This window comes from Waltera acetigignens, from assembly GCF_025567015.1.
In the GTDB taxonomy this organism is placed as follows: Bacteria; Bacillota; Clostridia; order Lachnospirales; family Lachnospiraceae; genus Acetatifactor; species Acetatifactor acetigignens.
The window spans coordinates 407,448-429,145 of the sequence record NZ_JAOQJO010000001.1 but is presented as its reverse complement, the minus strand read 5'-3'; the positions used below and the strand labels follow the sequence as shown (position 1 = coordinate 429,145).

16 protein-coding genes are annotated in these 21,698 nt (G+C 50.0%); 15 read left to right on the top strand and 1 reads right to left on the bottom strand.

The features are described 5' to 3' along the window. The first annotated feature begins 33 nt into the window (after nt 1–33). The 4 genes from OCV96_RS01975 (at nt 34) to OCV96_RS01960 (ending at nt 5,977) form a co-directional block, all read left to right on the top strand. On the top strand, nt 34–1,077 hold the full coding sequence (locus OCV96_RS01975; protein ID WP_118668714.1) for a C40 family peptidase: 1,044 nt from the start codon (nt 34–36) through the stop codon (nt 1,075–1,077). Between the two features lie 212 nt (nt 1,078–1,289). After that, nucleotides 1,290–3,212: a GGDEF domain-containing protein gene (locus OCV96_RS01970; RefSeq protein WP_227064081.1), complete on the top strand. Its 1,923-nt coding sequence runs from the start codon at nt 1,290–1,292 to the stop codon at nt 3,210–3,212. Nucleotides 3,213–3,338: 126 nt separating this feature from the next. Further along, complete coding sequence (gene rpsO / locus OCV96_RS01965) at nt 3,339–3,605, top strand: 30S ribosomal protein S15 (RefSeq protein ID WP_022311806.1); 267 nt, start codon at nt 3,339–3,341, stop codon at nt 3,603–3,605. 281 nt (nt 3,606–3,886) lie between these two features. Next, nucleotides 3,887–5,977: a polyribonucleotide nucleotidyltransferase gene (locus OCV96_RS01960; protein ID WP_117464775.1), complete on the top strand. Its 2,091-nt coding sequence runs from the start codon at nt 3,887–3,889 to the stop codon at nt 5,975–5,977. Between the two features lie 328 nt (nt 5,978–6,305). Here OCV96_RS01960 and rpsT read toward each other — a convergent pair whose 3' ends face one another. Beyond that, complete coding sequence (gene rpsT, locus OCV96_RS01955; RefSeq protein WP_022311808.1) at nt 6,306–6,569, bottom strand: 30S ribosomal protein S20; 264 nt, start codon at nt 6,567–6,569, stop codon at nt 6,306–6,308. A gap of 188 nt (nt 6,570–6,757) precedes the next feature. On the opposite strand from rpsT, the gene gpr reads away from it, so the two are divergent. The 11 genes from gpr to OCV96_RS01900 all read left to right on the top strand — a co-directional run. Next, complete coding sequence (gene gpr, locus OCV96_RS01950) at nt 6,758–7,678, top strand: GPR endopeptidase (RefSeq protein ID WP_117464776.1); 921 nt, start codon at nt 6,758–6,760, stop codon at nt 7,676–7,678. A 152-nt stretch (nt 7,679–7,830) separates the two neighbouring features. Continuing rightward, nucleotides 7,831–8,985 carry a stage II sporulation protein P gene (spoIIP, locus tag OCV96_RS01945; protein WP_243102663.1) on the top strand — a complete coding sequence of 385 codons (1,155 nt, stop codon included), beginning with the start codon at nt 7,831–7,833 and terminating at the stop codon, nt 8,983–8,985. 111 nt (nt 8,986–9,096) lie between these two features. After that, nucleotides 9,097–10,914 carry a translation elongation factor 4 gene (lepA, locus tag OCV96_RS01940; protein ID WP_118502524.1) on the top strand — a complete coding sequence of 606 codons (1,818 nt, stop codon included), beginning with the start codon at nt 9,097–9,099 and terminating at the stop codon, nt 10,912–10,914. Between the two features lie 21 nt (nt 10,915–10,935). Further along, nucleotides 10,936–12,099 (top strand): radical SAM family heme chaperone HemW, encoded by a 1,164-nt coding sequence (gene hemW / locus OCV96_RS01935; protein ID WP_262593360.1) that lies wholly within the window; start codon nt 10,936–10,938, stop codon nt 12,097–12,099. A 79-nt stretch (nt 12,100–12,178) separates the two neighbouring features. Continuing rightward, entirely contained in the window at nt 12,179–12,814 is a 636-nt protein-coding gene (gene sigK / locus OCV96_RS01930; protein ID WP_022311813.1) for an RNA polymerase sporulation sigma factor SigK, read from the top strand. 75 nt (nt 12,815–12,889) lie between these two features. Beyond that, a complete protein-coding gene (locus OCV96_RS01925; protein ID WP_227732228.1) occupies nt 12,890–13,963 on the top strand; it encodes an HD-GYP domain-containing protein in 1,074 nt (357 codons plus the stop codon). A 12-nt stretch (nt 13,964–13,975) separates the two neighbouring features. Continuing rightward, a complete protein-coding gene (locus OCV96_RS01920) occupies nt 13,976–15,028 on the top strand; it encodes a type IV pilus twitching motility protein PilT (RefSeq protein WP_022311815.1) in 1,053 nt (350 codons plus the stop codon). A 309-nt stretch (nt 15,029–15,337) separates the two neighbouring features. Continuing rightward, on the top strand, nt 15,338–16,882 hold the full coding sequence (locus OCV96_RS01915) for a YifB family Mg chelatase-like AAA ATPase (protein WP_262593359.1): 1,545 nt from the start codon (nt 15,338–15,340) through the stop codon (nt 16,880–16,882). 105 nt (nt 16,883–16,987) lie between these two features. After that, the gene (dprA, locus tag OCV96_RS01910; protein ID WP_262593358.1) at nt 16,988–18,157 is read left to right on the top strand and encodes a DNA-processing protein DprA; all 1,170 of its coding nucleotides are present in this window, start codon (nt 16,988–16,990) and stop codon (nt 18,155–18,157) included. Nucleotides 18,158–18,223: 66 nt separating this feature from the next. After that, complete coding sequence (ispG, locus tag OCV96_RS01905) at nt 18,224–19,291, top strand: flavodoxin-dependent (E)-4-hydroxy-3-methylbut-2-enyl-diphosphate synthase (RefSeq protein WP_262593357.1); 1,068 nt, start codon at nt 18,224–18,226, stop codon at nt 19,289–19,291. Between the two features lie 5 nt (nt 19,292–19,296). Beyond that, on the top strand, nt 19,297–21,698 hold a 2,402-nt coding region (locus OCV96_RS01900; protein WP_262593356.1), incomplete at its 3' end, for an exonuclease domain-containing protein.

Sequence of the window (21,698 nt, the reverse complement as noted above, 5' to 3'; positions counted from 1 at the left end):
ATATATTTGTAAAAGGATTTTAAAGAAGAATTTATGATAAAACATACAAGAGAAAAACAAGTAAAGATCGTAGCCACCGGCCTGGCATTGTGTATGCTGGCGGCACCGCTTTCCGCTTCCGCTGCAGAAAGCAGTGTCCTCATGGCATCCGGCGGTGTGGCTTCTGTCCTGGAGACGGAGCGTACACTGGAGGAATACATCCAGATCGCACAGGATGCCCAGGGAGCTTCCTGGGGCTATACCAATATCGGTGTGGCCAATGTGGAATCCGGTAATCTGAATGTGAGAGCGGTATCTTCCACAGACGGTAAGCTGGTAGGTAAGCTTCCCAAGGATGCGGCCTGTGAAGTGGTCGAGACCGTAGATGACTGGGCACATATCAAGTCCGGTGAAGTGGAAGGTTATGTCAGCAAGGAATTCCTGCTGACTGGACCGGAAGCCAGAATCCGAGCCATGGAACTGGTTCATACGGTAGCCATTGCCAATACCGATGGCCTGAATGTACGTCAGGAGCCCAATACCACCAGTGAGATCGTGACTCAGGTGGGACAGGGAGAAGAGATGGAGTATGTGGAGACCGGTTCCGACGGCTGGGTGAAGATTTCTATTGATGGCGAAGATGCTTATGTATCCCAGGATTATGTCACAGTGGAAGAAAAGCTGGATACCGCCATCACCATGACAGAGCTTCTCTACGGACAGGGGGTATCCGATGTCCGCGTAGATCTGGTAGAATATGCAAAACAGTTCATAGGTAACCCTTATGTCTGGGGAGGCACCAGCCTTACCAAGGGTGCGGACTGCTCCGGTTTCGTTCTCAGCGTATTCAAGAAATACGGCATTACCCTGAGCCATTCCTCCAGAGCACAGGCCAATGAGGGCACCAAGATCAGTGCATCCGAGCTAAAGCCCGGTGATCTGGTATTCTATGGTAACGGCAAGGGTAATATTAATCACGTAGCTATTTATATCGGTGGAGGACAGGTAATTCACGCCAGCAGCCCGAAGACCGGTATCAAGATCAGCAGCTATAAGTATCGTACACCTGTGAAATGTGTCCGTGTCATTCACGACTGATAAAAAGCATTGCTTTCGCAAAAGGGCGGGGCAATGCTTTTTTGTGTACAAATCGAGTAGGAGACAGCCTGCTTGATTATTCGAAGATATGCGCAGGATCTTTCTTTTACAATTGCGTTTCCCAGGGAAGTATGATACTATTTTTGTATACATCAGCGGTCCCTGACAGGAAAAAAGGGGGCTTCGTACAGAGACGAAAATGGGTGAGGAATATGCGGAAAGTAGCTTTGATCACCGATGGCTGGAGAAGGTTGTTTACCTATGCCTGGCCGGCAGGTATTTTGCAGAGAATCAAAGAGAGGGACGAAGAAGTAAATTTATATATTTTTAACAGTACTGGCAACTGGAGCAGAGATGCTGGGTACAACAGGGCAGAATATAATATTTTTAACCTTCCGGATCTGTCAGAGTTCGACGGCATTATTCTGGAATTGAACAATATCAGCTCTCCGGCAGTGCTGGCGGAAGTGATCCACAAGGCGAAGCAGTCGCACCTTCCGGTAGTCTCTATTGCCAACGAGCTGGAAGATTTTTATTATGTGGGTATTGACAATTATTCTGCCATGAAGCAGGTGATCGCACATATGCATGAGGTGCATAACTGCAAAAAATTCTGGCTGCTGGTGGGGGCTGACAGCAATTATGAGAGCAGCTGCCGACTGCAGGGAATGCTTGACTATGCCAAAGAACACAAGATCAAAATAGATAAGAATGACATCTGGTACGGCTCTTTTGACTACAAGAGCGGATTGGAAGGCTACAGGCATCTGTGGGATACTCACAAAGAGCTGCCGGATGCTATTATCTGTATCAATGATAATGTGGCTGTAGCGGTATGCGAAGCGGCGGCCCAGATGGGATTTACAGCACCGAAGGACTTCCGTATCACAGGCTTTGACAACTTCGACAAGGCCGGATTTTACACGCCGAGTATTACCACTGTGGGACATATCAGAGAGGAAGCTGCATACAAGGGAATGGATATTCTCCTGAAAATCTGGGCGGGAGAAAGTGTCCCCCGGTACAATTTCACCAATACTGAGATGCTGTGGCAGGAGAGCTGTGGCTGCGGCAAAGGAAGCAGCAGGGATGCCAGAGCCCATCTGAAGGATCAGATCATGTACAGCGTGGAAAGTGAGGAATTCGACGAGGAAGTCCTGTCCATGGAGGCAGAGATGATGCAGTGCAATACCGTAGAGGAAATGATGTACTGCATTCCCCAGTGCATTCCGTCCCTGAAATGCGATGCCATGTATCTGGTGCTGGACGATCACCTCAATGCCTATAAAAAAGAAACGGAGAAGAGTATTCATCTGGATGCCACCCCTTCGGACGAGGGATTTTCCTTTCATGGTTATCCGAGACAGATGCAGATGACCTTTGCCTACGAGAGGGACCAGAGACTGGATCTGGACAGACAGGAAGTGGATGGCATCTTCCCGACCTTCGATTATCCGAAGCCGGGACAGGACTTTTTGTTCCTGCCGTTACATTTCGGAGAGCGTACCGTTGGCTATGTAGCTATCCGTAATGCGGTATACCTGATGGAGAAACAGTACCTGTTCCAGATCATGAACGCACTGACCCGCTCCATGGAGAACCTTCACAAAAAAGAAATGTTGGCCTATATGAACCGCAAGCTGTCTTCCCTGTATATTATGGATACGCTGACAGGTATGTATAACCGTATGGGCTACCAACAGCTGGGAGAGGAGTCCTTCCGTATTTCCGGTCTGAACAAACGCAAACTTCTGATCTTGTTCGTGGATCTGGATCGTCTGAAATACATCAATGACACCTTCGGACACGAGTATGGGGATATGGCCATCTGCGCTGCAGCCAGAGCATTGATGCAGTGTAGCAGCCGGGACGCTGTGCCGGCCAGAACCGGCGGTGATGAATTCGTCCTGATCCAGAGTTACCAGTCCGATGAGGTTTCCAGAGAACTGGTGCTGCGCATCCGCAGAACACTGGAGGCGGAGGGAAAAGCCCAGAAGCTTCCGTTCCCGTTGTCCATGAGTATCGGAACTGTCGTGACGGATCCGGAATCCGCACTGTCTTTTGCAGATTATGTAAAAATTGCAGACAGCCGGATGTACGAGGAAAAGGTACAGAAGCGGGCCGCAAGAAAATAGAAAAATATATTTACAACCGATAGAAACTATGATATATTGAAATAGTATGATTAGCCGATGCCCAGATTACGGACACTCCGACCTTAGTCTTGGTATCTGGCGTTTAAAAAACAGGAGGAAAAAGAAATGATTTCTAAGGAAAAGAAAACAGCCATCATGAACGAGTATGCAAGAACCCCCGGTGACACCGGTTCACCTGAGGTACAGGTAGCAGTCCTGACCGCAAGAATCCAGGAGCTTACCGAGCATCTGAAGGAGAACCCCAAGGATCATCATTCTCGTCGTGGTATGCTGAAGATGGTAGGTCAGAGACGTGGTCTTCTGGAGTACCTGAAGAAGAAGGATATTGAGAGATATCGTGCATTAATCGAGAAGCTTGGCTTAAGAAAATAATGCTGACTGGTGAGCGGGGTCTGCCGATTACATCGGCGCTCCGCTTCTCTTGTTTCTCATTACATCCATATGCACGGTGAAAATCTAATTCACCGCGCCTGAAAAGGTAACACACGGGATGGAAGTGAGCCCCGAGACCGCTGAAAAGATTATGTTGCGGATCATGGGAGCGACATGGAATTTTCAGTAGTTTCGGTAATCCTCCAGCCCGTAGAATAATAATTCATATCGTAGCGTGGCACCAAAGATAACAGTCACAGTACGATGGATAGGAGGAATTTATGTATCAAAGTTACAAGATGGATCTTGCAGGCAGACCTCTGGTGGTTGATATCAACCGTGTAGGTAAGCAGGCAAACGGATGTGCATTCATGCATTATGGTGATACCACGGTTCTCTGTACCGCAACCGCTTCCGAGAAGCCCAGAGACGGTATCGATTTCTTCCCTCTGAGTGTAGAGTATGAAGAGAAGATGTACGCTGTGGGTAAGATCCCCGGCGGTTTCAACAAGAGAGAAGGAAAGGCAAGTGAGAATGCTATTCTGACCAGCCGTGTCATCGACAGACCCATGCGTCCCCTGTTCCCCAAGGATTACCGTAATGATGTAACCCTGAACAACATGGTAATGAGCGTGGATCCCGAGTGTCGTCCGGAGTTGGTGGCTATGATCGGTGCAGCTATCGCTACCTGCATTTCCGATATTCCTTTCGATGGCCCCTGCGCTATGACCCAGGTAGGCATGATCGATGGCGAGTTCATCATCAATCCCAGCCAGGAGCAGTGGAAGAAAGGTGATCTGAACCTGACCGTTGCTTCCACCAGAGAAAAGGTGATCATGATCGAGGCAGGAGCGAACGAGATTCCTGAAGCAACCATGATCGAAGCAATTTATAAGGCTCACGAAGTGAACCAGACCATCATTGCTTTCATCGACAAGATTGTAGCAGAAGTAGGCAAGAAGAAGCACGAGTACACCAGCTGTGCAGTGCCCGCTGAAATGTTCGAGGAGATGAAGAAGATCGTATCTCCCGCTGAGATGGAAGAAGCTGTATTCACCGATGATAAGCAGACCCGTGAGGAGAATATCCGTGTGATCACCGACAAGCTGACCGAGGCTTTCGCTGAGAACGAAGAGTGGCTGGCTATCTTAGGTGAGGCAGTATACCAGTATGAGAAGAAGACCGTTCGTAAGATGATCCTGAAAGATCACAAGCGGCCCGATGGACGTGCAATCACACAGATCCGTCCTCTGGCAGCAGAAGTAGACATCATCCCCCGTGTACATGGTTCCGCTATGTTCACCCGTGGACAGACCCAGATCTGTAACGTATGTACTCTGGCGCCTCTGTCCGAGCAGCAGAAGATCGATGGCCTGGATGAGAACGAAGTAAGCAAGAGATATATGCATCACTATAACTTCCCTTCCTATTCCGTAGGTGAGACCAAGCCTTCCCGCGGACCCGGAAGACGTGAGATCGGTCACGGCGCTCTGGCTGAGAGAGCCCTGATCCCCGTACTGCCCAGTGAGGACGAGTTCCCTTATGCAATTCGTACCGTATCTGAGACTTTTGAATCCAACGGATCTACCTCCATGGCATCCACCTGTGCTTCCTGCATGTCCCTGATGGCAGCAGGCGTACCCATCAAGAAGATGGTAGCAGGTATTTCCTGTGGTCTGGTAACCGGCGAGACCGATGACGATTTCGTTCTGCTGACCGATATCCAGGGACTGGAAGACTTCTTCGGAGATATGGACTTTAAGGTAACCGGTACTACCGAAGGTATTACCGCGATCCAGATGGATATTAAGATCCACGGTCTGACCAGACCTATCGTAGAAGGCGCTATTGCAAGATGCCGTGATGCAAGACTGTTCATCATGGATACCTGCATGAAGCCCGCTATCTCTGCTCCCAGAACAGAGGTTGGCAAGTACGCTCCCAAGATCATCTCCATTCAGATCGATCCCGACAGAATCGGTGATGTAGTAGGACAGCGTGGTAAGACCATCAATGAGATCATTGCCCGTACCGGTGTGAAGATCGATATCACCGATGATGGTAAGGTATCTATCTGCGGTACTGACAAGGAAATGATGGATAAGGCTCTGGAGATGGTGAAGATCATCACCACCGATTTCGAAGAGGGCCAGATCTTCAAGGGTAAGGTAGTCAGCATCAAGGAGTTCGGTGCATTCATCGAGTTCGCACCCGGCAAGGAAGGCATGGTACACATCTCCAAGATCGCCAAGGAGAGAATCAACCGTGTAGAAGATGTTCTGACTCTGGGCGATGTAGTGACTGTAGTATGCCTGGGTAAGGATAAGATGGGCAGAATCAGCTTCTCCATGAAGGATGTAGCACAGCAGTAAGCTGTAAGAACGCAAGGCATAAGAATATAAGATATAAAATAAGAAAGGATCACTGCATAGTGTACTGTGCAGAGGTCCTTTTTTGTGTATACGATGAGCCAGGTACAGATTTGTGCTTGCACAAGAATCGGTATTTGGCAAATGTACACCATCGAGCTTTTAAGCGAGATGGTGTATAAAGTATATGAAACGGGCGGAAGACAGTCAGCCGGATCTGCTTGGAATGAGGCAGCAAGAAGTGACATTTGAAAAAGGGCACAAAAAAAGCACCTACATGACGGTATAGGCGCTTTTGTATGTCTTAAATTCTGTACCAGTGCAAGAAAAATTAAGCCATTCCGTTGACAGCTTTGCTCAGACGGGAAACCTTTCTTGCAGCGTTGTTCTTGTGGTAAACGCCCTTAGAAGTAGCCATCTCGATGGTCTTGGTAGCAGCGGTTAATTCAGCCTTAGCTGCTTCCTTGTCACCGGTCTCGATTGCAGCGTATACCTTCTTGATAGCGGTCTTAACGCCGGATCTGATAGCCTTGTTTCTGTCAGCTCTTGTGCGGGATACTAAAATTCTCTTTTTTGCAGATTTAATGTTAGCCAAGTCGTACACCTCCATAATGTATACAATAAAATTATAATTTACAAGAAATGTTTCACTTTAGCCAGACACGGAAGACTAACGTAAACATACTATTGTAGTTTAGACAATCTGGGAGCTTTTGTCAATACATATTTTGCGGATTTTTGTAAAAAATGTATTGATAAGAAAGGCAGACAGAGGGTGAAAAAATGGAAACTTTTCAGATCAGAACAGACCTGGCTCTGGAGGCAAGAGAAAGTGTCAATGAAGAGGAAAGCAAACTGCGGGGTGTGTCGGTGGACGAGCACTATGAGGAAGAGACGGATATCCGCATTACCAAGGTGACCATCGATACGAAAAATGCGGAAAAAACACTGGGAAAGCCCATGGGTGTCTATGTGACCATGGAGGCACCGGCCATGGTGGAACCGGATGACGATTACCACAGGGAGATCTCGGAGGCGTTAGCGGAGGAACTTTTGAAAATGATGCCCGGGGAAGCGGAGGAACTGTCGGTATTGATCGTGGGGCTGGGGAACCGGGAAGTGACGGCAGACGCTCTGGGACCGCAGGTGGTGGACAATCTGCTGATCACCAGACACGTGGTCAGAGCCTACGGCAAAGCAGCCTACAACTGTACCCGTATGAATCTGGTCAGTAGTATTGAGCCGGGGGTAATGGCGAAGACCGGTATGGAGACGGCAGAAATCATAAGCGGTGTGGTGAAGGAGACGCAACCGGATGTGTTGATCGTGGTGGATGCGCTGGCGGCCCGCAGCACCAGAAGATTGAACCGTACGATCCAGATCACCAATACCGGCATTCAGCCCGGCTCCGGCGTGGGCAATCACCGCAATGCCCTGACCGAAGAGACCCTGGGTGTACCGGTAATTGCCATCGGGATCCCCACGGTGGTGGATGCCGCCACGATTGTGGGAGATGCACTGGAGAAGCTGATGAGCGGGGAAAAGGAGTTCGATGCGGTCAAATATATGGGACAGCACCGCATGGCTTTTGCAGAACTGAACAATATGTATATGACCGGAAAGGATATCGATTCTGTGATCAAACGGGTCAGCTACACGGTCTCCGAGGGAATCAATATTGCCATGGAAAAAAACTGGGCGTAACTGCATATATATAGGGTAACAGTTCATGAGTTGAGCACCGGATTACGAGCAAAGGTAGTCACAAAGTGACGTAAGAGCAGGTCAAGGCGACTTTGCGACTGACGCGGGCTGAACTGTCGTAACAAAAAAAGTGCGGAAGGAGAGCGCGGACCGTGAAGAATCCGAAAAATACTGTCTGGCGGATCGCACTGTTTTTGCTGACAGTTGTCTGTGGGCTTTTGATGGCGGATCGGGGAGAAAATGAGTTTCCGGTATTTGCCTGTTCCGAAGCTTTGTCAGGAGAAAGCAGCAGTACCGGATTACTGCTGCAGCAGAATATGTGGGAAGTAGTACCGCTGTTAGGCTATGGTATTGTGGAGCAGCAGGGGACACAGAATCCGGAGGAGGATGAGACTACCTGCCGGACCCTGACCACCGAAGATCTGATCAGCGAAGAACTTCTCCTTCCGCAGCCGGAGGAAACGCAGCAGACGGCCCTTATCCCGGAGAGTGTGGAGGCAACAGCCGGGACTGCATTGAGCAATTTTCGTCCGGCGGTACAACAGGTGCAGATTGACCGCACACAGCTTGCGGATTATGAGACACTGGTACGGAATTTTTATGCCATAGATGCCAATACCATGGCAGGCAGTGATCAGTTATCCGTGGAAAAACTGCTGGGAATGGATATGACGTTGCCACAGGAAGGTGACGGACCACAGATCCTGATCTATCACACCCATTCCCAGGAGGCTTTTGCGGATTCGGTTCCGGGAGATGTGAACACCGGTATCGTGGGAGTGGGAGAGTGTCTGACCAAGATCCTGACAGAACAATATGGTTACCGGGTGCTGCACAATACCGGTCAATATGATGTGGAGACCAGAGACAATGCGTATTCCCGGGCACTTCCGGCAGTGGAACAGATCCTTGCGGAGAATCCCTCTATCCAGGTGATCATCGATCTGCACCGGGATGAGGTGGCGGAAGAGACAAAGCTGGTGACGGATATTCAAGGGAGACCCACGGCAAGATTTATGTTCTTTAACGGTCTGAGCAGGACCCGCAAGACGGGAGATATTGACTACCTGGCCAACGAGAACCAGGAGGCCAATCTGGCGTTTTCTTTTCAGATGCAGTTGAAGGCGGCGGAGTATTACCCGGGACTGACCCGCAGGATCTATCTGAAGGGCTACCGCTACAATATGCATCTGCGTCCCCGGACACTTCTGGTGGAACTGGGAGCCCAGAACAATACTGTGGAGGAGGCCATAAATGCCTGTGATCCTCTGGCACATATTCTGGATATGGTGCTTAAGGGAGAGTAGCGATACATAAAAGCAGGATAAGACAACGAATCGAAGTAAAATCATAGACAAGAATGCGGAATTTATGCTACAATCGTTAGATGCAAGAATATGTCAGGAAAGGACAGTAGTATGGCAGTAATAGATCAGAGCAAAATCCGCAATTTTTGTATTGTGGCACACATAGATCACGGCAAATCCACCCTGGCGGACCGTATCATTGAGAAGACCGGTCTGCTCACCAGCAGAGAGATGCAGGCACAGGTCCTGGACAATATGGACCTGGAGAGAGAGCGTGGCATTACCATCAAGGCACAGGCCGTGCGTACCGTATATAAAGCACAGGACGGAGAGGAATACATTTTCAACCTCATCGATACTCCGGGCCATGTGGATTTCAATTATGAGGTCAGCCGTTCTCTGGCGGCCTGCGACGGCGCCATTCTGGTGGTGGATGCGGCACAGGGCATTGAGGCACAGACACTGGCCAATGTCTATCTGGCACTGGATCATGATCTGGATGTTTTCCCGGTCATCAACAAGATCGATCTGCCCAGCGCAGATCCCCAGAGAGTCATTGAAGAGATCGAGGACGTCATCGGTATCGAGGCACAGGATGCTCCGCTGATCTCCGCGAAAAACGGCATCGGTATTGAGGAAGTCTTAGAGCAGATCGTGAAAAAAATCCCATCCCCCAAGGGGAATCCGGACAACCCTTTACAGGCACTGATCTTTGACTCTGTATATGATTCCTATAAGGGTGTTATCATTTTCTGCCGTGTCATGGAAGGCACAGTGAAAAAGGGTACCATGATCCGCATGATGGCTACCGGAGCGAAGGAAGAGGTCGTGGAGGTCGGTTATTTCGGAGCGGGACAGTTTATCCCCTGTGACGAGCTTTCTGCCGGAATGGTAGGCTACATCACGGCTTCCATCAAGAATGTAAAAGATACAGCAGTGGGTGATACCGTAACGGACGACAACAATCCCTGCGCAGAACCTCTGCCCGGTTATAAAAAGGTACAGTCCATGGTATATTGTGGATTATATCCCGCAGACGGTTCCAAGTACCCGGATCTGAGAGATGCGCTGGAGAAGTTACAGTTGAACGATGCGTCCCTGTTCTATGAACCGGAGACTTCTGTGGCACTGGGATTTGGCTTCCGGTGCGGATTTCTGGGACTGCTGCATCTGGAGATCATTCAGGAACGACTGGAGAGAGAATACAATCTGGATCTGGTGACTACCGCCCCCGGCGTTGTCTATAAGGTGCATAAGACCAATGGGGAAGTAATTGAGTTGACCAATCCTTCCAATCTGCCGGATCCCTCCGAGATCGAATATATGGAAGAACCGGTGGTAAATGCAGAGATCATGGTGACTTCCGAATTTATCGGTTCCATCATGGAACTGTGTCAGGAGCGCCGCGGCAAATACCTCGGCATGGAATACATCGAGGGCACCAGAGCGTTGTTGAAATACGAACTGCCCCTGAACGAGATCATTTATGATTTCTTTGATGCTTTAAAATCCCGTTCCCGTGGTTACGCATCTTTTGATTACGATCTGAAGGGTTACGAGAGATCGAATCTGGTGAAGCTGGACATTCTGATCAACCGCGAGGAAGTGGATGCCCTGTCCTTCATCGTCTGTGCAGATTCCGCTTACGAGAGAGGACGTAGGATGTGTGAAAAGCTGAAGGACGAGATTCCCAGACACCTCTTCGAGATTCCTATCCAGGCAGCCATCGGCGGCAAGGTCATTGCCAGAGAAACGGTAAAGGCCATGCGTAAGGATGTGCTGGCGAAATGTTACGGCGGTGATATTACCCGTAAGAAGAAGCTGTTGGAGAAGCAGAAAGAGGGTAAAAAGCGTATGCGTCAGTTCGGCAATGTAGAGATCCCGCAGAAGGCATTTATGAGTGTTCTGAAGCTGGATGATAAAAACTGATGAAGTAATTGAAGGAGCAATATGAATAAAAAGGAACTGGAATTATACATTCATATTCCCTTTTGCGTAAGAAAGTGCAGCTATTGTGATTTCCTGTCTGCCCCTGCCACGGAGCAGACAAGGGAAGCCTATATGGCTGCACTTTTTGCAGAGATCGGGGGAAGAGCAAAAGATTACAGTGACCGTACCGTGACCAGTATATTTATCGGAGGAGGTACGCCGTCGTTGTTGTCCGGGGAACAGATCGGGCAGTTGATGGACCGTATCAGAGAGCAGTTCGCAATGGCACAGGACGCGGAGATCACCATGGAGGTGAATCCGGGGACGGCCAACGCAGAGAAACTTCGGAATTTTTACACGGCAGGAATCAACCGTCTCAGTATCGGTATGCAGTCTGCCCAGGCAGAAGAACTGAAAAATCTGGGCAGGATCCATGATTTTGAAGGCTTCTGCCAGGTGTACCGGGAGGCCGTGGAGGCAGGATTTACGAATATCAATGTGGATATCATGAGCGGACTGCCGGGACAGACGCTTGCAAGCTATCGGGACACGCTGGAAAAGGTGCTGCACTTAGAACCCATGCCGCAGCATATCTCTGCCTACAGCCTGATCGTGGAGGAGGGAACCCCTTTTGCGGCCATGGCAGAGAGGGGAGAATTGCCCTTGCCGGAGGAAGAGACGGAGCGTGCCATGTATGAGGAGACCATAGAGGTGCTGTCAAAGTACGGGTTCCATCGGTATGAGATATCCAACTATGCCAGGGATGGTTATGAATGCAGACATAATGTGGGCTATTGGATCCGCAGGGATTACCTGGGATTCGGTATCGGTGCGGCATCCCTTATCGATAATGTGCGGTTTCAGAACGAAAAGAGTCTGGGAGCTTATCTGGCACATCCGCTGGAAAGCAGGGAAGAGGAGCAGACACTGACGGTACAGGACCGGATGGAGGAGACCATGTTTCTGGGACTGCGGCTGACAAGAGGAGTATCCTGTGTGGATTTTGCAGAACAATACGGCAGGACTGTGGAGGAAGTCTACGGAGAAGTGATCGCACGGAATGTGGCGGATGGTCTTTTGACCGTTACGGAGAGGAAAGAGAATCAGAAAAAAGACCGGTTCCTGGCACTGACAAAGAGAGGTCTGGATCTGAGCAATTACGTGATGGCGCAGTTTTTATTCTGAGGATCGTGGGAGACTGACAGGCACTTGTGGACAGAAAATCACATAAACTATCATAAGCAACTGTCCACGGAGGGATTTTTTGAAGACCTTTCAGCAGCCATTAACCGCAGGAGAAGAAGCGTATTATATCCGCTTGCTCAGGGAAGGTACCGTGGAAGAATCCAGACAGGCCAGGGAGATCCTGGTGGAGAGGAATCTGCGCCTGGTGGCACACATTGCCAAAAAATACCAGAATGTTGAGGAAGACATGGAGGACCTGATCTCTATCGGATGTATCGGACTGATCAAAGCAGTGAATTCTTTTGACTCAGGAAAAGGAAGACTGGCTACCTATGCCTGCAGATGCATTGATAACGAACTTCTGATGATGCTGCGCAGCCGCAAAAAACTTTCCAGGGAAGTCTCCCTGTATGAACCTATCGGACAGGATAAGGAAGGAAATGCCATCCATCTGTTGGACGTGATCGAAGAGAAGCAGAAGGACGTGGTGGAGGATCTGGAGCTTGACAGAAATATCAGGCGCCTGTTCCTGGCTCTGGACCACTGTCTTACGGAGCGGGAGTATCGGATTCTGGTGATGCGCTATGGGATCCTGGGCTGTAAAGAACACACACAGCAGGAGGTGGGAGATGTTCTCGGAATTTCCAGAAGCTATGTCTCACGCATGGAAAAAAGAGCATTGCATAAGCTGGCGGAGGCTCTGCGTGAGGACTAAACATCACCTTGTCAATTAAGGAACACTGTGATATATTTATTTCTATAAGTGACTAAAGATAAGGGGGGGACAGGGATGCATTTTGTAAGAACGGAAGACTTGAAGACGGGAATGCGTCTGGCAAGACCTGTTTATAATAAGAAGAGTATTCTTTTGTTTGACAGAAATTCCCTTTTGTCATTACAGGCAATAGAAAGTATTCGTAATTTCGGATTGATCGGTGTCTATGTACTGGAACCGGCAGAACCGCTTCCACCCCTGACTCAGGAGGACCTGGAGTTCGAACGGTTTCAGATTCAGGCGGTCAGTGCCATCGAAGAGGAACAGGATCGTATCCTGAAGACCAGAAAGCAGAATCGTACCCAGTCCATCGCAGATATGGTCATCCGCAATTACGGACACTTGGATGAGAAAATCAATTTCTACCAGAATCTGAGAAGCCGGGAGGATTATTTCTCCAGACATTCCCTGAACGTGGCAATACTCTGTGCCATGATTACCCATGTGATGAATATCAGACGGGAAGAACAGTATCATACCGTATGTGCTGCCATCCTTCACGATATGGGAAAAGTGAAAAAACATGATGACGTGTATTACGGGGCACCTTATACCAGAGAGGATATGCTGCGGAACTGCGAGACACAGGAAGAGGCCTACGGTATCATCGAGGAGGCTTTTGCCACCGACGGATCCGGCATCCGCAGGATCTGCCAGCAGGCAGCCAGAAAACAGCTGGACCTGTTCCCGGAAGACGGAGAGAAGAACAGGTATAAAATGCTGGCCGGAGCCAATGTATTGCTGGTGGCGAACCGTTATGATGAGATCACGGCCATGACATTACAGGGAACGGCACAGTCTGAGGTGAAGGCTCTTCAGGAACTTCTGGAGCACCCGGAGGTATATGATCCGGAGACGGTACGGGCATTGATCCGTTCCATCAATATCCTTCCGCCCGGTGCCAGCGTGGAACTCAGTACGGGAGAGAAAGCACTGGTATTGAATGAAAATGAAGAAAGTGTACTGCGGCCGACAGTGGTAAGCTTCCGGGATAACAGTATCCTGAATCTGTCCCTTCCCGGGAATGAGGACATCCAGATCGTGGATGTCATGAAGACCATGGACAACCGGTACATATTCAATAAATAGTGAGGAGCAATTATGCCAACAATCGAAGAAATACTCAGAGCCGCCAAGGAAGCGGGAGCAAGTGATGTACATCTGACGGTAGGTATCCCACCCAAAATGCGTGTAAACGGCAATCTGATCACCATGGATTATCCCAGGATGCTTCCGGCAGACACGCTGGAAGTACTAGTCAATATCATGACGGAAGTGCAGAGAGAACGTTTTGAGGAACGGGGAGAATACGATATGTCTTTCTCTATTCCCAACTGCGGACGTTACCGTGTCAATGCCTACAAGCAGAGAGGTTCCGTGGCTCTGGCGTTCCGACTGGTAGGAACCGTGGTGCCTTCTCCGGAAGAGCTGGGTGTACCGGAATCCGTGGTGGAACTATATCAGCGCAAACGTGGTCTGGTACTGGTCACCGGACCTACCGGAAGCGGTAAATCCACGACGCTTGCCGCCATCATCGACAAGATCAACAACAACAGAGATGCCCATGTCATCACTCTGGAGGACCCTATCGAGTATCTGCATCAGCATAAGATGTCCATGGTCAACCAGCGTGAGATCGGCATAGATTCCAATAATTATGCCAATGCTTTAAGAGCGGCACTCCGTGAAGATCCCGATGTCATTCTGGTCGGAGAGATGCGTGACTTCGAGACCATCAGTGTAGCTATTACGGCAGCGGAGACCGGACATCTGGTATTGTCCACCCTGCATACGATCGGTGCAGCCAGCACCGTAGACCGTGTGATCGATGTCTTCCCACCACATCAGCAGCAACAGATCCGTGTCCAGCTGTCCAACACACTGGAAGCAGTCATATCCCAGCAGCTGATCCCGACAGCGGACGGCAAGCACCGTGTGGCAGCTTTTGAGGTCATGCATGCCAATCATGCGGTCCGCAACCTGATCCGTGAGGGCAAATCCCACCAGCTGGCCAGCGTCATGCAGACCAACCGGAAACTGGGTATGATCACCATGGATGAGGCTATTGTTCAGTTGTATTTTGAAGGCAAGATCGACAGGGAACATGCGATCCAGTTCGCTCAGGATCCCGACAGCATGGAAAATAAAATTTAAAGGAATGATCCGGAACCGGCTATATAGGAGCAGACCAGACGACGCAGCGGAAAGCGTACGGTTTTGTGAATCTGTAGTGAGGTTCCGGAGGATTTTTCACCAAAAGACGTTTTCATTTAAAATTTCTGATATTAATTCTAAGAAGATTCCGGTAGTTTCACTGCCCTTTTGCGGGCTCTTATGATTACCCATTGTATGAATTGTTTTGTTAAGTCTGATTATTTTTGTCAGATTCATTCGTTTTATCTGTTTCTGTTTTGTTTCACTGTTATTTCCATAATAAATAAAACATTTTAAAGGAGGTATTTTATGTTTACTACAGTTTTTTCGGCTGCAGTCTATGGTCTGCAGGCATATCTGGTCCGCGTGGAAGTGGATCTGGCAGGGGGACTACCATCGTTTCAGCTGGTGGGGTCGCTGGGGAGTGAGGTGAAGGAATCCCGGGAGAGGGTGAGTGTGGCCATGAAAAATTCCGGTTTCCAGATCCCACCGGCACATATCACAGTAAATCTGGCTCCGGCAGGTCGACGTAAAGATGGTACCGCCTTTGATCTGCCTGTAGCTGTGGGACTTTTGCGGGATATGGAACTGGTACCGGAGGAAGCGCTGCAGGATACATTGTTTTTGGGAGAACTGGGCCTGAATGGGGAGATCAAGAAGGTGAAGGGTGTACTTCCCATTGTTCAGGAGGCGGCAAAAAGCGGTATCCGAAGGGTGGTGGTGCCCGGAGAAAATGCCATGGAGGCTGCGGTGATACCGGGGATCACGGTCTGGGGTGTGAACTGTCTGAACGATCTGCTGGCGGCACTGAACCATCCGGAGCTGGAAACTGAAAAAGTGTATCAGCCGAGGATCCGGGCGGAGGACTTGCTAAGGGAAGGAACTGGACAGGATACGGGAGATTTCCGGGAAGTGGCGGGGCAGGAGAATGCTAAACGGGGTGCCGAGATCGCTGCGGCGGGATTCCACAATCTGTTGATGATAGGGCCGCCCGGGGTGGGAAAATCCATGGTCGCCGGGCGAATCCCCGGAATCCTGCCGCCTCTGACACTGAAAGAAAGTCTGGAGGTGACAGGAATCTTCAGTGTGGCGGGACTTCTGCCGCCGGGACAGGCACTGATCACAAGGAGGCCTTTTTATGCACCACACCATACTGTGACACAGGCAGCACTGATCGGCGGGGGAAGCGGCATCCCAAGACCTGGTATGGTATCGCTGGCCCATCGGGGTGTACTGTTTCTGGACGAGCTTCCGGAATTCCGGAAAAACGTGCTGGATGGCATGCGACAGCCTATGGAGGAGCGTAAAGTGCAGATCGCCAGAAGTGCCGGGATGGTCACTTATCCGTCGGACTTTATTCTGGTGGCGGCTATGAATCCCTGTCCATGCGGGTATTATCCGGACCGGAATAAATGCCGCTGTACCCAGCCCCAGATCGAGAAATATCTGGGAAAGATATCGGGACCGATTTTAGACCGGATTGATCTGTGTGTGGAACTGCATCCCGTGGATATTCTACATCTGCAGAAAACGAAAACGGAAAAAAGCAGTGAAGATATGAAGCGGCAGATCCGGCATGCAAGAGAACGGCAGGCGGAGCGTTTTGCAGGAACGGATTGCCGTTTCAATGGGGACATCCGGTCTGCACAGGTGGAAGAATATTGCCCGTTGGGAGAGGAGGGTCAGAAAGTCATGGAACAGCTGTATCGTACGCTGCAGCTCAGTGCCAGAGTTTATCACCGGATTCTCAAAACTGCCCGAACCATAGCTGATTTGGAGGACCGGGAAGAGATCACGGGGGAACATTTGCTGGAGGCGGCATGTTATCGACCTTCGGAGACGTATTGGAATTAATTGTGTGCCGGAACCGGGTACATTAAGTGTCCGGCAAGAAAAAGGGGCCGGTACGAAAATCACGGAAAACGTGCGGGCTGTGTGAAAACAGGGAAAGGGACAGGTATGTTTATGGCGGAGGAAGAGAGAAAATATGCATATTTTTTGTGCAGCACCTATACAATCGGGGGCGTGCGGGCAGAACGGCTGCTTGCACGCTTCGGGTCACCCCGGGCGGTATATGAGGCGGAGGCAGAGGAATGGAGGGAGTGCGTGGGCAATTCTGCGGCGGAAGCCTTGGAACGGCAGAAGAAAAGCGGAGAGTGGGAACAGGAATATGGACAGCTTTCGGAACAACAGATCCACTTTCTTTTGCGGGAGGAGAAAGGATTTCCCGGGAAACTGGCAGAAATTCCGGATCCGCCTTACGGCATTTTTTACCGGGGAAAACTGCCGGATGAGAACGAACCGGCGGTGGCGGTCATCGGTGCCAGAGAGTGTTCGGAATACGGCAGATATGTGGCCGAGGAACTGGGACAGTATCTGGGAAGAGCGGGAATACAGGTCATCAGCGGAATGGCCCGGGGGATTGACGGGATCAGCCAGCAGGCAGCGTTATCTGCGGGAGGAACTTCCTATGGTGTGCTGGGATGCGGAGTGGATATCTGTTATCCCGCACAGAATCGAAGATTGTATGAAGAACTGTTGGAAAAAGGGGGATTGCTCTCCACCTATGCGCCGGGAACAAAGCCGCTGCCCCAGTATTTTCCACCAAGAAACCGTATTGTCAGCGGACTGTCGGATGCTCTGATCGTCATTGAGGCCAGACAGAAGAGCGGGACGTTGATCACGGTGGATATGGCACTGGAACAGGGCAGGGACGTCTATGTGGTGCCGGGCAGGCTTACGGACAGGCTCAGCGACGGCTGCAATCATCTGCTGACGCAGGGAGCGGGAGTGTTTTTATCTCCGGAGAGTTTTGCAGAGGATTTTTTGCGGAGCTGGGAGGAAAAACAGGGACTTTCCGCAGATGGCTCCGGAGGAAAGAACAGGCGGAAAAATAATAGGGAAACCGGCAGAAATACGGCAAAAGTAAAATTGCCCAAAGAATCCCTGCAAAAGATCTTGGAATGTCTGGAACCTGTGCCAAAGACATCGGAGACGCTGTTGCAGGAACTTTGGGAGAAGGGAGAATATACGGACATTTCCGCACTGAACCGGGCACTGATGGAACTGGAACTTTTGGGATATGCCAGACAGAACAGTCCGGGACATTTCAGCACTTCTGCGAATTGACAAGGCTTTCGGAAAAGGGGTATAGTAATAGACATATGAGAATGACGAGAAAGGTCAGGTGCCCTTATGAACGATAAAGATACTTACAGAATGCATACCAAAGTAATACAGATCGGAGACCGGAAGATCGGCGGCGGCAATCCTATCGCCATCCAGTCCATGACCAATACGAAGACCGAGGATGTGAAGGCAACCGTAGAGCAGATCCTGCGTCTGGAGAGGGCAGGCTGTGAGATCATCCGCTGCACAGTACCGACGCTGGAGGCGGCAGCAGCTATCCGGGAGATCAAGAAGCAGATCCACATTCCTTTAGTGGCGGATATCCATTTTGACTACCGTATGGCACTGGCAGCCATTGAGAACGGTGCCGACAAGATCCGCATCAATCCTGGGAATATCGGAAATCTGGAGCGGGTAAAGGCTGTGGTAGATGCAGCAAAAGAGAGGAATATCCCGATCCGTGTGGGAGTGAACAGCGGTTCCCTGGAGAAGCCGTTGGTGGAAAAATACGGTGGAGTGACTGCGGAAGGTATTGTGGAGAGCGCACTGGACAAGGTACACATGATCGAAGATCTGGGATATGACAATCTGGTCATCAGTATCAAATCTTCGGATGTGCTGATGTGCGTGAAAGCCCATGAACTGCTGGCAGGCCGTACGGTGTACCCTCTGCATGTGGGCATTACCGAATCCGGTACTGTGAACAGCGGTAATATCAAGTCAGCCATCGGTCTGTCCCTGATCTTAAGCCAGGGCATCGGTGACACCATCCGGGTATCCCTGACAGGAGATCCCGTAGAGGAGATCAAATCCGCAAAGCTGATCCTGCGTACATTAGGATTGCGCAAGGGCGGCATTGAGGTCGTATCCTGTCCCACCTGTGGAAGAACCCAGATCAATCTGATCGATCTGGCCACTAAAGTGGAGAAAATGGTAGAGGATTACCCGCTGGATATCAAAGTGGCTGTCATGGGCTGCGTGGTAAACGGCCCCGGAGAAGCAAAAGAAGCGGATCTGGGAGTTGCGGGCGGTATCGGAGAAGGTCTGCTGATCAAGCATGGCGAGATCGTAAAAAAGCTTCCGGAGGATCAGCTGCTCCCCGCCTTGAAAGAGGAATTGGATCATTGGAGTTAAAATAAATGAGTAAACCGTTTTTTGAGGTATTTCCTTCGTTACAGTTGAATACGGACATTCGTGACCTGATGGGGCAGACAGAAGTGGAGAGAGTCTCGGCGACAAAACGCAGAGACTTTCTTCGGGTGTACTTAAAAAGTACCCGCCTGATCCAGAAAGCGGACATCTGGACCACGGAACAGGAGATCAAGAAGCAGCTGTTCCCTCAGGCCAACCTGACAGTGAAAATATACGAAAAGTTCGAATTGTCTTCCCAGTACAATCCGGAAAAGCTGATGGATATTTATAAGGAAAGTATTCTGGAGGAATTCCGGGAGTACAGCCATATCCAGTATAATGCCCTGAAGACGGCGAAAATCGAGTATCCTTCGGAAAATGAAATGCTTTTAACGCTGGAAGATACGGTATTAAATCACAGTATGGAAGGGGAGATCCTGCAGATTCTGGAGAAGATCCTGGTGGAACGTTGTGGATTCTCCGTGAAGATCCATACGGCTTATGTGGAAAAAGAGACCGGGCGTTTCCAGGAGGAAGAGGAAGCAAAGATCCGTCTGAAGGTGGATGCCATTTACAGTCGTACGAAAGGCAGAAGAGAAGAAGGAGAGCAGACTGCATCGGCGGAAGGAAGCGGGCAAAGTACAGCACAGGATCCGGAAACCGGCAAGGCTGCAGAGACCGCACAAAAGCCGAAGACCGAGAATGCCGGTGGCGTGACCAAGAGCTTTCAGGGTGGCAGCCGCGGTGAATTCAAGCGTGGAGAATTCAAAAAGGGCGAGTTTCGTAAGGGTGGTAACTTTGAAAAAGGTGCGTTGAAGAGATCAGACAATCCGGATGTCATCTACGGGCGTGATTTCGAAGAAGAGGCCATGAAGATTGAGGAACTCATCGGAGAGATGGGTGAGGTGGTCATCCGCGGTAAGGTACTGTCCGTGGATACCCGTGACATCAAGAACGAGAAGACGATTATTATTTTCAATATCTCTGATTTTACCGATACTATGACCATCAAGATGTTCGTGCGTACCGAGCAGGTGAAGGAAGTGACCGGGGACATCAAGCCGGGAGCTTTCTTAAAGGTCAAGGGAATCTGTATGATGGATAAGTTCGATCACGAGCTGGCCATCGGTTCCATTGCGGGAATCAAGAAGATCCCTGATTTTACCAATACGAGAATGGATACCTCCGCCAGAAAGCGTGTGGAGCTGCACTGTCATACAAAGATGAGTGATATGGACGGTGTCTCCGAGGCCAAGGACATTGTAAAGCGCGCCTACAAATGGGGACATCGGGCCATTGCCATCACGGATCACGGCGTGGTACAGAGTTTTACCGATGCAAACCATGTCTGGGATGACCTGTGGAAAGCGGAAAAAGGCAAGCGGAAAGAAGCCGGAGACGAGAATCCGGACAAGCAGGATTTCTTCAAGATCATTTACGGTGTGGAAGCCTATCTGGTGGATGATCTGAAAGAGATAGTGACGAATGATAAGGGACAGAGTCTGCATGAGGATTATGTGGTATTCGATATCGAGACCACGGGATTTTCCCCGGTCAACAACCGCATTATCGAGATCGGTGCGGTAAAGGTATCCGGTGGAGAGATCGTGGATCGTTTTTCCACCTTTGTCAACCCGGATGTGCCGATTCCCTTCGAAATCGAGAAGCTGACCAGCATCCGGGACGAGGATGTTATGGATTCCCCCCAGATCGACGTGATCCTGCCGCAGTTTCTGCAGTTCTGTGAAGGCTGTATCATGGTGGCTCACAATGCCAGCTTTGATATGAGTTTCATTATGGAGAATTGCAGAAGACTGGGCTATCCGCAGGAGTTTACCTATGTGGATACCGTGGGCATTTCCAGAGTACTTTTGAAGAACCAGTCGAAGCATACGCTGGATGCGGTGGCCAAGACCCTGGGGATTTCCCTGGAGAATCATCACAGAGCCGTGGATGATGCGGAGTGCACGGCCCATATTTTCGTGAAATTTATTAAAATGCTGGAAGAGCAGGACATTCATAATCTGACGGAAGTCAATGCACTGGGAGCTTCCAGTGTGGATGCCGTGAAGAAGATGCCCTCTTACCATGCCATTATTCTGGCGAAAAATGATCTGGGGCGTATCAACCTGTATCGTCTGGTGTCCCAGTCGCATCTGACCTATTTTAGCAAACATCCCCGGATTCCCAAGAGTCTGGTGATGAAGTACAGAGAAGGACTGATACTGGGAAGTGCCTGCGAGGCGGGAGAACTGTACCGGGCACTGTTGGACGGACAGTCGGATGCCCAGATTGCCAGACTGGTGAAATTCTATGACTATCTGGAGATCCAGCCCTGCGGCAACAACAAATTCATGATCGCTTCGGAACGTGTGAGGAATGTAAATTCCATTGAGGATATTCAGAATAT

Bases quoted from the DNA above. Each gene is read 5' to 3' on its own strand.
- OCV96_RS01975 (WP_118668714.1), top strand. From the start codon at position 34: ATGATAAAACATACAAGAGAAAAACAAGTAAAGATCGTAGCCACCGGC.
- OCV96_RS01970 (WP_227064081.1), top strand. From the start codon at position 1,290: ATGCGGAAAGTAGCTTTGATCACCGATGGCTGGAGAAGGTTGTTTACC.
- rpsO (WP_022311806.1), top strand. From the start codon at position 3,339: ATGATTTCTAAGGAAAAGAAAACAGCCATCATGAACGAGTATGCAAGA.
- OCV96_RS01960 (WP_117464775.1), top strand. From the start codon at position 3,887: ATGTATCAAAGTTACAAGATGGATCTTGCAGGCAGACCTCTGGTGGTT.
- gpr (WP_117464776.1), top strand. From the start codon at position 6,758: ATGGAAACTTTTCAGATCAGAACAGACCTGGCTCTGGAGGCAAGAGAA.
- lepA (WP_118502524.1), top strand. From the start codon at position 9,097: ATGGCAGTAATAGATCAGAGCAAAATCCGCAATTTTTGTATTGTGGCA.
- hemW (WP_262593360.1), top strand. From the start codon at position 10,936: ATGAATAAAAAGGAACTGGAATTATACATTCATATTCCCTTTTGCGTA.
- OCV96_RS01925 (WP_227732228.1), top strand. From the start codon at position 12,890: ATGCATTTTGTAAGAACGGAAGACTTGAAGACGGGAATGCGTCTGGCA.
- OCV96_RS01920 (WP_022311815.1), top strand. From the start codon at position 13,976: ATGCCAACAATCGAAGAAATACTCAGAGCCGCCAAGGAAGCGGGAGCA.
- OCV96_RS01915 (WP_262593359.1), top strand. From the start codon at position 15,338: ATGTTTACTACAGTTTTTTCGGCTGCAGTCTATGGTCTGCAGGCATAT.
- dprA (WP_262593358.1), top strand. From the start codon at position 16,988: ATGTTTATGGCGGAGGAAGAGAGAAAATATGCATATTTTTTGTGCAGC.
- ispG (WP_262593357.1), top strand. From the start codon at position 18,224: ATGAACGATAAAGATACTTACAGAATGCATACCAAAGTAATACAGATC.